At 69.9% G+C, this 13,400-nt stretch carries 11 protein-coding genes and 2 tRNA genes; 7 read left to right on the forward strand and 6 right to left on the reverse strand.

What is annotated here, in order from left to right; all coding sequences use genetic code 11:
* The first annotated feature begins 74 nt into the window (after window positions 1-74).
* Window positions 75-563 carry a MarR family winged helix-turn-helix transcriptional regulator gene (locus tag NMK34_RS30775; RefSeq protein ID WP_262012903.1) on the forward strand — a complete coding sequence of 163 codons (489 nt, stop codon included), beginning with the start codon at window positions 75-77 and terminating at the stop codon, window positions 561-563.
* On the opposite strand, the gene NMK34_RS30780 is transcribed toward NMK34_RS30775, so the two are convergent.
* Complete coding sequence (locus NMK34_RS30780; RefSeq protein WP_120572509.1) at window positions 548-1,102, reverse strand: hypothetical protein; 555 nt, start codon at window positions 1,100-1,102, stop codon at window positions 548-550. The two genes, NMK34_RS30775 and NMK34_RS30780, sit on opposite strands and share 16 nt — an antisense overlap.
* 548 nt (window positions 1,103-1,650) lie before the next feature.
* Here NMK34_RS30780 and gyrB point away from each other — a divergent pair.
* From gyrB to NMK34_RS30810, 6 genes are all read left to right on the forward strand, one after another.
* Entirely contained in the window at window positions 1,651-3,597 is a 1,947-nt protein-coding gene (gene gyrB, locus NMK34_RS30785) for a DNA topoisomerase (ATP-hydrolyzing) subunit B (RefSeq protein WP_135242602.1), read from the forward strand.
* Window positions 3,598-3,728: 131 nt separating this feature from the next.
* Window positions 3,729-7,508, forward strand: coding sequence for an intein-containing DNA gyrase subunit A (gene gyrA, locus NMK34_RS30790; RefSeq protein ID WP_318336226.1), 3,780 nt, complete (start codon window positions 3,729-3,731; stop codon window positions 7,506-7,508).
* Between the two features lie 3 nt (window positions 7,509-7,511).
* On the forward strand, window positions 7,512-8,438 hold the full coding sequence (locus tag NMK34_RS30795; protein WP_318336227.1) for a DUF3566 domain-containing protein: 927 nt from the start codon (window positions 7,512-7,514) through the stop codon (window positions 8,436-8,438).
* Between the two features lie 143 nt (window positions 8,439-8,581).
* Window positions 8,582-8,655, forward strand: a tRNA-Ile gene (locus NMK34_RS30800).
* Between the two features lie 43 nt (window positions 8,656-8,698).
* Window positions 8,699-8,827, forward strand: coding sequence for a DLW-39 family protein (locus tag NMK34_RS30805; protein ID WP_013283222.1), 129 nt, complete (start codon window positions 8,699-8,701; stop codon window positions 8,825-8,827).
* A 10-nt stretch (window positions 8,828-8,837) separates the two neighbouring features.
* A tRNA-Ala gene (locus NMK34_RS30810) sits at window positions 8,838-8,913 on the forward strand.
* A 55-nt stretch (window positions 8,914-8,968) separates the two neighbouring features.
* Here the strand turns inward: NMK34_RS30810 and NMK34_RS30815 are convergent.
* From NMK34_RS30815 to NMK34_RS30835, 5 genes are all read right to left on the reverse strand, one after another.
* On the reverse strand, window positions 8,969-10,081 hold the full coding sequence (locus NMK34_RS30815; protein WP_318336228.1) for a tyrosine-type recombinase/integrase: 1,113 nt from the start codon (window positions 10,079-10,081) through the stop codon (window positions 8,969-8,971).
* Between the two features lie 35 nt (window positions 10,082-10,116).
* Window positions 10,117-10,314 (reverse strand): helix-turn-helix domain-containing protein, encoded by a 198-nt coding sequence (locus NMK34_RS30820; RefSeq protein ID WP_216931321.1) that lies wholly within the window; start codon window positions 10,312-10,314, stop codon window positions 10,117-10,119.
* Window positions 10,314-12,071, reverse strand: coding sequence for a replication initiator (locus tag NMK34_RS30825; protein ID WP_318336229.1), 1,758 nt, complete (start codon window positions 12,069-12,071; stop codon window positions 10,314-10,316). The genes NMK34_RS30820 and NMK34_RS30825 overlap by 1 nt, the downstream gene beginning before the upstream one ends.
* Before the next feature lie 437 nt (window positions 12,072-12,508).
* Complete coding sequence (locus NMK34_RS30830; RefSeq protein WP_318336230.1) at window positions 12,509-12,955, reverse strand: hypothetical protein; 447 nt, start codon at window positions 12,953-12,955, stop codon at window positions 12,509-12,511.
* Window positions 12,956-13,031: 76 nt separating this feature from the next.
* Window positions 13,032-13,178, reverse strand: coding sequence for a hypothetical protein (locus NMK34_RS30835; protein WP_318336231.1), 147 nt, complete (start codon window positions 13,176-13,178; stop codon window positions 13,032-13,034).
* Between the last annotated feature and the right edge of the window lie 222 nt (window positions 13,179-13,400).

The raw sequence follows: 13,400 nt of genomic DNA on the forward strand, positions 1-13,400 counted from the left end.
CTCTGTTTTGTGTGCAAACCATTGGTACACCAATCATTGCTACCATCGCAACGACGACGAGGAGGAGGACACCGGTGACCGACGGCATCGAGGAGGATCCCCTGGCGCTGGAGCAGCAGGTCTGCTTCGCGCTCTCCGTCGCCGCCCGGAGCGTCGTCGCGGTCTACCGGCCGCTGCTGGAGCCGATGGGGCTCACCCACCCGCAATACCTGGTCATGCTGGCGCTCTGGCAGCACGCGCCGCTGTCCGGACGGGATCTGAGCCGGCTGCTCCAACTCGATCCGGGCACGCTGTCACCGCTGCTCAAGCGGCTGGAGGCGGCCGGCTACATCAGGCGGGAACGCGACGCCGCCGACGAGCGCAGCCTGGCCGTCTCACTCACCGCCGAAGGGCAGGCGCTGCGGGCGCAGGCCGAGCGGATCCCGCCGGCCATCGTGCAGCGCCTCGGCCTGCCGCTGGCCGACCTGCGGCACCTGCACACGGCGCTGACCGAGGTGATCGCGGCCGCCAACCGGGCCACGTCTTCCCCCGGCGCTGCGGCGCCCGGTCAGGCGTCGGCGTAGACCGCGAAGCCCCGCTCCGCGCAGCGCCGGTAGAAGGCCGCCAGCACGCTCAGCTCGGCGCAGGTGAAGTTCCACTGCGGCGGGTCGCCGTTCTCGTCCCGCAGCCGGTCCAGCCGGCTGTCCAGCCAGCGGAGCTGCTGCTCGGCCAGCCGCCCGTCACCGAGCAGCGCGCGCAGCACCTCGCTCACCGACTCGAACGTGACCGGCTCGCCGTACGGTCGGTGCCGAGCGACGAACTTCTCCACGCCCTCGGCGATCCAGGAGCAGCCGTCCGGGTCGATCACCGGGTCCTCGTCCTCGACCGCGTTCTCCGTGGCGTAGAGCACATTCTCCAGCCCGAGGATCAGGTCGACCAGTTCGGTGTACGCGGTCGCGCGTACCGTGCCGGTCTTCGCGATCAGCTCGGCGAGCGCCGCGGTCGGCGCGGAGATCCGGGGCATGTCCACGATCTCACCGAAGTCCACGAACTCAGCCGGCGCGACCGGGTCGTAGAAGCGGCCGGTCCGCGGCCAGTGCACCGCGACGTTGTCCAGCCCCATCTGGCGTCACCTCTCACCAAGCGTTTTCGGACCATCTCCGACGATCGTCCCGGTTCCGGGCGCAAAAGATCAAGACCGCAACGGCGGCGCCGCAAAAGCTACGGCACGCCGGGCCCGGCCGCGACCCCCGGTCGGGGCAGCCGCCGATCACCGGTCGGATGACCGTCGCGGCTCATGGTGGCCGGTGGCGCGGTACCGCCCCGTTGGCGTGTAGGGGGAGTCGTGGACGACGCGGTTCGTCCGGCTACGGCATTCTCAGCCGCCCCGGAGAGGGTGCCGAGTGGCGGTTTGGTCGGCTCCGCACAGTAAGATTGAGGGCGAGACGAAAGACCCGAGACGGAGCGACGGACAGGGGCCCGCATGAGCCCTCGATCATAGTCCCGTATCAGGTCCGAGCCGATCGCGATCCGCGGGCAACCGCGGCGCCCGGCGCACATGATCCGAGCCTGGCGGCCCCAGGGGCGGACCATGCGCGCCGACGTCGCGTCCTGTCCGCCGAACCCGCGCCCCCGCGCCCACGCGCGGCCGGTGCGAGAAAGTGGCCGAGCGTGGCAGCGGAGGACAACAAGAAGTACGGTGCCGAGTCGATCACCGTGCTCGAGGGCCTGGAAGCGGTCCGGAAGCGGCCCGGTATGTACATCGGGTCCACCGGCGAGCGCGGTCTGCACCACCTGGTGTGGGAGGTCGTCGACAACGCGGTGGACGAGGCGCTGGCCGGGCACTGCGACACCATCGACGTGGTGCTGCTGGCCGACGGCGGTGTCCGGGTGACCGACAACGGCCGAGGCTTCCCGGTCGACCTGCACCCCAAGCTGAAGAAGCCGGGTGTCGAGGTCGCCCTGACCGTGCTGCACGCGGGCGGCAAGTTCGACGGCAAGGCGTACGCCGTCTCCGGCGGCCTGCACGGCGTCGGCGTCTCCGTGGTGAACGCGCTGTCCACCCGGATGGCCGTGGAGATCCACAAGGACGGCTTCGTCTGGCGTCAGCAGTACCACCACTCCAAGCCGACGCCGCTGGAGAAGGGCGAGGAGACCGACCGCACCGGTTCGGCCGTCTCCTTCTGGCCCGACCCGGACGTCTTCGAGACCGTCGACTTCGACTTCCACACCATCTACCGGCGCCTCCAGGAGATGGCCTTCCTCACCCGGGGTCTGACCATCCACCTGCTCGACGAGCGGGTGCCGGAGGACGAGGACGGCAAGACCCGCGAGGTCACCTTCCACTACGAGGGCGGCATCGCCGACTTCGTCCGGCACCTCAACGCCTCCAAGAGCCCGATCCACAAGACGGTGGTCGAGTTCGGGGCCGAGGAGACGGGCATGTCGGTCGAGATCGCCATGCAGTGGAACGAGTCGTACGGCGAGTCGGTCTACACCTTCGCCAACAACATCAACACCCACGAGGGCGGCACCCACGAGGAGGGCTTCCGGGCCGCGCTGACGAGCGTCGTCAACCGCTACGGCGCCGAGAAGAAGCTGCTCAAGGGCGACGAGCGCCTCTCGGGTGAGGACATCCGTGAGGGGCTGGCCGCGATCATCTCGGTCAAGCTAACCGACCCGCAGTTCGAGGGTCAGACCAAGACCAAGCTGGGCAACACCCCGGTCAAGGGTTTCGTGCAGCGGGTCTGCAACGAGTCGCTCGTCGACTGGTTCGACCGCAACCCGGCCGAGGCGAAGATCATCATTCAGAAGGCGTCCCAGGCGGCGCGGGCCCGGATCGCCGCCCAGCAGGCGCGCAAGCTCGCCCGGCGCAAGTCGCTGCTGGAGTCCGGCTCGATGCCCGGCAAGCTGGCCGACTGCCAGTCCACCGACCCGCGCGAGTCCGAGGTCTTCATCGTCGAGGGCGACTCGGCCGGCGGCTCGGCCAAGCAGGGCCGTGACCCCCGCGTCCAGGCGATCCTGCCGATCCGCGGCAAGATCCTCAACGTGGAGAAGGCCCGGATCGACCGGGTGCTGAAGAACAACGAGGTGCAGGCGCTGATCACCGCGCTCGGCACCGGCATCCACGACGACTTCGACATCGAGAAGCTGCGCTACCACAAGATCGTGCTGATGGCCGACGCCGACGTCGACGGCCAGCACATTCAGACGCTGCTGCTTACCCTGCTGTTCCGCTTCATGCGGCCGCTGGTCGAGCTGGGCCACGTCTACCTGGCCGCCCCGCCGCTCTACAAGATCAAGTGGAACAAGAAGGGCGACGACGCCCAGTACGCGTACTCGGACCGCGAGCGCGACGGGCTGATCGCCCTGCGCCAGCAGAAGAAGCCCAACGCCCGCCCGGACGACATCCAGCGGTTCAAGGGTCTCGGCGAGATGAACTACCCCGAGCTGTGGGAGACCACGATGAACCCGGCCACGCGTACGCTGCGCCAGGTCACGCTCGACGACGCCGCCACCGCGGACGAGCTGTTCAGCGTCCTGATGGGTGAGGACGTCGAGGCCCGCCGGTCGTTCATCCAGCGCAACGCCAAGGACGTGCGGTTCCTGGACATCTGACGGACCCTCCCGGGCCGGCCGGACATCCACCGGCCGGCCCGGGAGTCCACAGAGTTATCCACAGCCTGAACGCTTTCCACAGCCGTTATCCACAGCGAGACCACGACTGAAGAGTCTGATAAGGGTTAACAGTGACCGATACTCCCGAGTCCACCCCGAACGAGCCGGAGACCCCGGAGACACTGGCCGCGGTCGTCCAGCACGACCGGATCGAGCCGGTCGGCCTCGAGGTCGAGATGCAGCGCTCGTACCTCGACTACGCGATGAGCGTCATCGTCGGGCGGGCCCTGCCGGACGTCCGGGACGGGCTCAAGCCGGTCCACCGCAAGATCCTCTACGCCATGTTCGACTCCGGCTACCGGCCGGACCGCGGGTACGTGAAGTGCTCCCGCGTCGTCGGTGACGTGATGGGCCAGTTCCACCCGCACGGCGACTCGGCCATCTACGACGCGCTGGTCCGGATGGCGCAGCCGTGGTCGCTGCGCTACCCGCTTGTCGACGGCAACGGCAACTTCGGCTCGCCCGGTAACGACCCGGCTGCCGCCATGCGTTACTGCCTCGCCGGCGACGTCCGGATCCGTACCGCTGACGGGTCCGTCCGGATCGCCGACGTCGTGCCGGACGCCGCGCCGAGCAGCGAGACCGACGTCGACCTCAAGGTCCGCGACCGCAACGGCGACCTGGTCCGCGCCTCCAAGTTCTTCCACTCCGGCGAGCACCCCACGCTGCGGCTGCGCACCCGCGAGGGGTACGCGCTGACCGGCACCCACAACCACCCGGTGCTCTGCCTGGTGAACGTGGCCGGCGTGCCGACCCTGCTGTGGAAGCTGCTCGCCGAGATCGCCCCGGGCGACCGGGTGGTCCTCCAGCGCACCGTGCCGGACGAGATCGGCTACCCGATGCTGGAGCACGTCGAGGCCGCCGTGCTGGCGGGCGCGTTCGTGTCCGAGGGGTGGGTGTCGGAGCAGCGGGCCGGCTTCAACAACGTGGACCGGGAGTTCTTCGTCCGGGTCCTCACCGCCTACGACCTCGCGGTCGGCGGCCCCCGGTACGTCGCCGAGCGGGTCATCGCCTCCGGCAGCACGCTGCACGAACTCGACGTACAGAACCTCTCCGCACTGCGGGCGAGCGTGCTCGGCGAGATGGTGGGCGCGCGGAGCGCCGACAAGTTCGTGCCGGAGTTCGTCTGGCGCGGGCCGGCCGCGGTCAAGCGGGCCTTCCTCCAGGCGCTGTTCGAGGGCGACGGCTCGTCGTCGCTGCTGCCCCGCCACACGATCCAGGTCTCCTACTCGACCCGCAGCGAGCGGCTGGCCCTCGAGGTGCAGCAGCTGCTGCTGGAGTTCGGCGTGGTCAGCCGGCAGTGCCGGTACGACAACGGTGAGATCAAGGTGGTCGTCACCAACCGGCGGGACGCCCGGATCTTCGCCGCCCACGTCGGCTTCCTCGGCCGCAAGCAGGCAAAGCTGGAAGCCGAGCTGGCGCAGGTGCCGGCGAGCAGCACCGCGCTCTCCGGCGACCACGTGCCGTTCGTCGGCGACTTCGTCCGTGAGCACGGCGCGAGCCGCTGGACCGAGCGCGACTGGCTGCGCCGGCACAACGTGGACCGGGTCGAGCGCTGGGAGCGGGATCGCGACGAGATCGCGGCCCGGATCACCGAGCCGGGCATCCTCGACGTGGTCGAGCCGCTTGTCGACGGGCGCTTCTACTACGCCGAGGTGACCGAGATCACCGACGCCGGTGTGCGGCCGGTCTACAGCATCCGGGTGGACACCGAGGACCACTCGTTCGTCTCCGACGGCTTCGTCAGCCACAACACAGAGTGCAAGCTCGACCCGCTGGCGATGGAGATGCTGCGGGACATCGACGAGGACACCGTCGACCTGCAGGACAACTACGACGGCCGGGCCAAGGAGCCCACCATCCTGCCGTCGCGTATCCCGAACCTGTTGATCAACGGCTCCGAGGGCATCGCGGTCGGCATGGCCACCAAGATCCCGCCGCACAACCTGCGCGAGATCGGCGCGGCGGTGCAGTGGTGCCTGGAGCACCCGGAGGCCGACGAGGCCACCACGCTGGAAGCCCTGCTGGAGATCGTCAAGGGCCCGGACTTCCCGACCCACGGCCTGATCGTCGGCCAGGCCGGCATCCAGGACGCGTACCGGACCGGGCGCGGCTCGATCCGGATGCGCGCCGTGGTCGAGGTCGAGGAGGACAAGCGGGGCCGGCCGGCGCTCGTGGTCAGCGAGCTGCCGTACCAGGTCAACCCGGACAACCTCGCCGAGCGCATCGCCGAGCTGATCAAGGAGGGCAAGCTCGCCGGCATCGCCGACATCCGGGACGAGTCCTCCGGGCGTACCGGCATGCGGATCGTGCTCGTGCTCAAGCGCGACGCGGTCGCCAAGGTGGTGCTGAACAACCTCTACAAGCACACCCAGCTCCAGGAGACGTTCGGCGCCAACATGCTGGCGCTCGTCGACGGCGTGCCGCGCACGCTCAACCTGGCCCAGTTCATCCGCTATTACGTCGAGCACCAGATCGAGGTGATCCGGCGGCGGACCGCTTTCCGGCTGCGCAAGGCCGAGGAGCGGGCACACATCCTGCGCGGTCTGTCCAAGGCGCTGGACGCGCTGGACGAGGTGATCGCCCTGATCCGGCGCTCGCCCACCGTCGAGGACGCCCGGCAGGGCCTGATCCGGCTGCTGGACATCGACGAGGTCCAGGCGACCGCGATCCTGGACATGCAGCTGCGCCGACTGGCCGCCCTGGAGCGGCAGCGCATCCTGGACGACCTGGCGAAGCTCGAACTGGAGATCGCCGACCTCAAGGACATCCTGGCCAAGCCGGAGCGGCAGCGGCGGATCGTCTCGGAGGAGCTGGGCGAGATCGTCGCGAAGTGGGGCGACGACCGGCGTACGAAGATCGTCCCGTTCGACGGCGAGGTCTCCATGGAGGACCTCATCGCCCGCGAGGACGTGGTGGTGACGATCACGCGCACCGGGTACGCCAAGCGGACCAAGGTCGATCTCTACCGGTCGCAGCGGCGCGGCGGCAAGGGCGTCAGCGGGGCGACGCTCCGCCAGGACGACATCGTCAGCCACTTCTTCGTATGCTCTACCCACGACTGGATCCTGTTCTTCACGAACAAGGGTCGGGTCTACCGGGCGAAGGCGTACGAGCTTCCCGAGGCCAGTAGGGTGGCCAAGGGCCAGCACGTGGCCAACCTGCTCGCGTTCCAGCCCGACGAGCAGATCGCGCAGATCATTGAAATCCCGAACTACCAGGTGGCCCCCTACCTGGTACTGGCCACGAAGAACGGCCTGGTGAAGAAGACGCGGCTCGAGGAGTTCGACTCCAACCGTTCCGGCGGCATCATCGCGATCAACCTGCGCGATGAGGACGAACTGGTCGGTGCGGTTCTGGCCGCTCCGGAGGACGACCTGCTGCTCGTGTCGAAGAACGCCCAGGCGATCCGCTTCAACGCCACCGACGAGGCGCTGCGCCCGATGGGCCGGGCCACCTCCGGGGTGATCGGCATGCGCTTCAGCGGCGAGGACGAGTTGCTCGCGGTCGAGGTGGTGCGAGAGGGTCTGGATGTTCTGGTCGCGACGAACGGGGGTTACGCGAAACGTACCCCGATCGAGGAATACCCGGTCCAGGGCCGGGGAGGTAAGGGCGTGCTGACCGCGAAGATCACCGAGCGACGCGGTGGCCTGGTCGGCGCGGTCGTGATCGATCCGGAGGACGAGCTGTTCGCCATCACGAGCAACGGCGGCGTCATCCGGACTCCGGTGAAGCCTGTACGCCGTACGCGTGACCGGAACACAATGGGGGTCAAGCTGATGGACCTCCCGGACGGCGTGACTATCGTGGCGATTGCTCGCAATGCCGACGAGCCTGACGAACAGGACTAGTTGATGACGGAGACACAGGCGAAGTCGGGGAACAAGGGGACCTCGGCCACTCCGGTCGAGGAGGAGGCCGCGCAGGGCGGCACACCAGCGACCGGCCGCGCGGCTGTGGGCCGGGCCACGGTTCCCGCCGACGCGCCTGCCCCGAAGTTCACCCGGGCTCCCGGCATGGCCCCGCCTCCGGACAAGCCGGCCGAGGACTCCGGTTCCCGGGACTCGGCCGAGACCAAGGTCGACGCGCCGACGTCGGCCGACGGTCTGGCCGCCCCGGCCGCCAAGCCCACGAACGCCACGAGCACCCAGCCGATCAAAGCGCCGTCGGTCGCCGGCCGGGCCTCCACCGGTACGACCGGCACGCAGCCGCGGATCGGCGCCGGCCTGGGCACCGCCCCGAAGGCGTCGCCCGACGGCTCGCGCCCGGGCGGCGCCGCGAACGCCCAGTCCCGGCCCGCCAACGGCGGCGGCCTGCCGCCGGGCATCAGCGGCGCGGCGGCAGTCGGCGCCGCGCGCGTGGGTGAGGCGGTACGCGCCGCGCGTACCTCGGTCAGCTCGGCCGCGTCGCGCGGACCGCGACGGGCCCGGCTGAACCTGAAGCGGATCGACCCGTGGTCGGTGATGAAGTTCGCCTTCGCGGTGTCCGTGGTGCTCTTCATCGTGGTCGTCGTGGCGACGTCGGTGCTCTACCTGGCGCTCGACGCGATGGGTGTGTTCAAGAGCGTCAACGACAGCCTGACCGACCTGGTGAACGCCGGTGGTGGCCAGGGCGGCGGTGGCTTCCGGATCACCGCCAAGGGCGTGATCCTGACGTCGTCGCTGATCGGCCTGGTGAACGTCGTGCTGTTCACCGCGCTGGCGACGCTCAGCGCGTTCGTCTACAACGTCTGCGCCGACCTGGTCGGCGGGATCGAGCTGACGCTCGCCGAGCGGGACTGATCGACCGACGCCGGGGCACCGCGTAAAGCGGTCGCCCCGGCGTCGTACGTCCGGGTAGGTTCGAGATGGCGCGGGCGCTTCCACTACGTACCCCCGATTTGGGCGCGGTGGAGGCGATGGGTTAACCTAGCTCGTCGCTACGCGGGGCTATAGCTCAGTCGGTTAGAGCGCAGAGCTGATAACTCTGAGGTCGCTGGTTCGATTCCAGCTAGCCCCACCGCACATCGTCCGACGGCAGTCGAGCGCGAGGGGTCAAGCACATGTTCAAGAAGCTCCTGATCCTGGCCGGCATCGTCGGTGTGGCCGCCGTCGTGGCCAAGAAGGTCAAGGCCTCGAACGACGAGCGCGCCCTGTGGCACGAGGCGACCACGGCGCCCGACCTGCGCTGAACGCCGTCACGGGGCCCTAGCTCAACTGGCAGAGCACTGCCTTTGCAAGGCAGGGGTTAGGGGTTCGAGTCCCCTGGGCTCCACCAGCACTTTCCCCGGTTGATCTCGGGTCCGAGTACAGCCATTCGTACAGCCAAGCGGTCACGCTGTCCCTTCCTCACCGAGGACGCGATCGATGGCCGAGGCAGCCTGACGAGCCCGCGCCGGCAGGACGTGCCCGTAGGTGTCGGCCGTCATCCGGATCGTGGAGTGCCCGAGCAGCTCCATCACCGTGCGCAGCTCCTCGCCCTGGTCGAGCAGGAACGTGGCGAATGCGTGGCGCAGGTCGTGCAGGTGCAGCCAGTCCAGATCGGCCACGGCCCGGAGCTGCTCGAAGCGCCGATTGACGTTCCGCGGCTCCATCGGGGTGCCGATCGTGCTGGCGAAGACCAATCCGAAGTCCGACCACAGCTCCCCCGCCGCAAGCCGTTCCTTGGCTTGCCGGACCCGCTGAGCCTCCAGTGCCCGGACCGCCAGCGCGGACAGCGGCAGAGGTCGGCTTGACCGGTGCGTCTTCGGCGGTACGAACTCCAAGCCGCGGTCGGTGCGCTGGACCGTCTGGCGAACGAACAGCGCCTTACCGGGCAGGTCGACATCCGACCAGCGCAGGCCCAGCAGTTCCGCCCGGCGAAGCCCGGTGGCGAGCGCCAGCACGAACAGGGACTCCAACCGGTCCCCGGTGAGCACCGACAGCAGTTGCTTGGCCTCCTGGGGAGTCAGTGCCCGCCGTTCGATCCGGCCAAGGGCGGGTGGCTTGGCCGCCTTGGCAACGTTGCGCGCGACGAGGTCCATCCGCTCAGCGTCGGCCAGGGCCACGCGCAGAACCGCATGCACCTTGATGATGCTGGCCGGCGCGAGCTTGCCGCGAAGCCCGGTGAGGAACCGCTGTACCTCCCGAGGCGTCAGCCGGTCGAGCTTCACCCGACCCAGACCCGGCACCAGGTGCTTGGTCACCGCCAGGCGGTAGCGGACGAGCGTCGACGGCCGGGTGCCGTCGTGAGCCTTCACGTCCCGCAGCCACTCGGTGAGCCAGGCTTCCACGGTCCGAGGCTGCGCGGTGAGGTCGACCCCGAGTTGGAGTTGGCGCCGCAGCTCGTCGCGCTTCCGGACCGCTTCCGCCTCGGTCTTGGCGTAGACGTACTTCCGCTTTCGCTTCCCGTCGATCCAGCCGAGATCGATCACCGCAGCCCACACGCCCGGCCGCTGCTCGTACACCGAGCCTTCCCCATGAGCCCGACGACGACGGCCCGTCATGCCGCAAACTCCTCATCAGCCGACAGGAACTCATCGATCGCCGCCAGCGGGATCAAGCGAGCCCGGCCAGCCTTGATCGACCGCAGACGCCCGGAGCGCATCAGGACGTAGACGGTGTCCCGGCAGACGCCCAGCAGGACAGCAGCTTCGGCGGGCCGGACGCTCTTGGGAGCCACGGCGCGGGGCTGGATCATCACGCACGTCCTTCCGGGGAGTCGAGATCGGATCGGGTCGGAACCGGAACGCCCTGTGTCGCCTTGTCCCTCGCCGCAAGCAGCGCCGCCTTCCACTGCGCGCGTTGCGACAGCGCCTTGAGGAGCCGGTGCTGCAGCGGCGGTAGATCAGGGTCATCGGGCCGAGCGAGTTCCCAGGCGTACGCGGGTGGGTCGTCCTGGCCGACGGCATCCGCATCGGTGGCGCCGACGGTGACGCCGAGGAGGTTGCGAACCCAGGCCCGGGCGTCGGCCCGGTGGTCGGCGAGGGTCTTCCCGGACCAGTCGCGGGAGACGAGGATGCGTCGGCCCCCGATGCCGAGGGTGGCCCGCTGGTGGACCTTGCCCTTGCAGCGTCCGGCTTGCAGGCGCCCGTGGGCCTTCTTCGGTTGGATGCCGTAGAGCAGCCAGTTCGCGCACCGCTCATTGCAGGGGGTGACCCGGAGTTCTTGCCAGAGCCGGTCGAGGTGGTCTCGCTGCCGGTCGCTGTCGGGCTTGTGGCAGTCGGCCGCGGACTTGGTGATGTATTTGGTGATGTAGCCGATGGTGCGGTTGGCGTGGACGGTGCCGGGGGTGACGCCTTCGGCGTGGACCTGCGTGCCGAAGCGGACCACGTGCGCCGGTTGCGCGTCGGGGTCGGAGTCGATGCCGTCCAGGGCGTCAGCCCACGAACGCAGCGGCTCGCGGGTATCGGGGTCGATCCACTCGGCGCGGTCGGCGTCCCACACGGGTGGCCGGTCGAGGGAGTACACGGGTTCGTCAGCCGGAGGCCACCACACCTGGTGGTAGGTCGCGGCGGCGACCTGCCGCAGCACCGTGCGCGGGATCGTGCCGCGGATGGCGAAGTGTGCGTGCGGGGCGAGCCTGCGTTGGGGCTCGACGCACCCGGCGTACTGGACGTTCCAGCCGACGCAGCGGCGCAGGTTTTGCCAGAACCGGTCGAGGAGCCGGGCGAAGTGCACCGCGTCCCAGGCGGCGCGCCGGTAGTTGTAGGTGTCGGGGTTGACGGGGGTGCCGTCGGACAGGACCCGCCCGTAGGTGTCGAGGGTGAGCGACAGCCACATGGACGGCCGGTGCTCGGTGCCGTCCGGGGCGGTGTAGACCTTCCCGACCGTGCGCGGCTCGACCTTCTTCCGAGGCAGGTCCGGGGCGTCCTGCCGGCGGCGGGTGGAGCGCTTCCGCCGTCCGTGGTTGTCGTCGTCCTGGTCGTGGCTGGGGGCGACAGCGCCGCGGAGTCCTTCGGCGGCGATGGCTTCCTCTACCTCCCCGATCGCCTCATCAATAGCGGGGACCTGGTCGAACTGCGCGGCGCGTTGGGCCTCATCGCGGGCGAACTCCAGATGCGCGCGCAGCAGGATCAGCTCGCGTTGCGCGTCGGTGGCTGGGTTCGGGCCGGGCGCGGGTTCGTCGGTGCGGTGCCAGCCTTCCCGGATCTGGGTCTGCCGCAGCCGTTGGGCGCGTTTTGCGCAGGGTTCGCATTTGTCTTCGCGGGTGGAGCCGCAGGGCAGGTCGATGACTTCGGTGTGTCCGGTGTGCAGGTCGGTGCGGCGCAGGGTGACCGGGTGCAGGCAGACGCCGTACTCGGCGGCCATCTCCGTGAGCACCTTGCGCGACATCGGCAGCGCGAGGCGGGCCGCGCGGGTGCCGGGAGCCGGGCCGAGGTCAGCCGGGACGGATACCGGGTCGGTGGTCGGTGGGGTCGGGTCGGGGGTGAGGCCGGGCAGGGTCGGTGCGGTCATCGGGTCACCTCCGAGGGGCGGGCAGCGGGGTGGAGTCGGCGGGGTGTGGCTGGCACGATCGGGGTGTCACCTCAACAGGCGCGGCGGGGCGCCCGAGGCGTGAGCCGAACCGGTGGGGGAAAGAGGCGGTGCAGGTGGTAGCCGCACGCGAGGCGCGCGATCGGCGTCCTGAATGAACACCACCGGACCCGTCATACAGAGCCCTCATGACGTGTTCACCTCCGGAAGCTCGAACAGGACAGCGGCTGTTGTGGGGCCGATGGGAGTGGTGCGGGGTGGGCCGGCGTGGCTGGCCCAGCGGCGGGCGGCGGCCTGGTGGCGGGTGCAGGCGGTTTCGGCGCGGTAGCGGCCGGTGCCGGGATGGCCGGCTTCGATGAGGGCGGTGGCCCGCCTACGGCAGCGAGCGCAGTAGGTAGGCCAGCCGATGCTCATGGCGGTCAGTGCTGGCATCCCGAGCAGTGCAGCCCGCCGCAGGTGGCCTTGCGGCGCAGCAGCAGCACGGCGAGGACGAGCAGGACCAGGACCACGCCGACGACGGCGGGCGCGTTGCGCTGCACGGTGTGCGCGACCTCGACGGCGAGGTAGCCGATCCCAGCCAGCGCGCCGACGGCAGCGGTCACGATGGCGGTCGCGGCGATGACCCGGCCGCGGCGAAGCCGACGCACCACCGGCGGTGGGGTGGTGCGGGCGGTGTCGAGGAACCGCACGGTGACCGTGACCCGGCCGTCAGCGTGTTGGTGGGGGCGGTCGGCGAACATCAGCCGCCCCGACTCCCTGAGCACGGCGAGCGCGGCGGCGACCTCGGCCGGGGTGCCGACGACGCGGCGGGTCAACGTGGTGGAACGGGCGCGGTGGGCGAGAGCGGTACGGGCAGTGGACGGCATCGGTTTCTCCTGCTCTGGCTCGATGGGGTGCTGCGGCGCGGTCGAGGGTGAGTCAGCCGCGCCGCAGCGGTCGGGGTTATCGGCGGGGGCGGGCGGCGTGGGGCTTGGCGAGGTTGCGCATGTCGGTGTGCCGCCAATACGGGTCCTTCACGTCGACGTACTCGATCGGGCCGTTGCACACGGCACACGTGTCCGTCAGCCGCGGGGACGTGGGCTGGTTCATCGGGTCACCTCGGAGACGATGTGGCCGTTGCGCGGGGCCTGAACGACTGACGACACGAGCGCCGAGCGGACCGGAGCCGGAGCCGACGGGGTGAAGACGGGCGCCGGAGGCGTAGGAACGTCGACGGGTTCGGCGTCGACGGACTCCCGAACCGGAACCGAGGCCGAAGCGGCGGCCGGGCCGGGCCGGGCGGGGGTGGGGGTGGGGGTGCCGGTGAAGACG

The organism is Micromonospora sp. BRA006-A (genome assembly GCF_033433935.1).
Taxonomy (GTDB): domain Bacteria; phylum Actinomycetota; class Actinomycetes; order Mycobacteriales; family Micromonosporaceae; genus Micromonospora; species Micromonospora aurantiaca.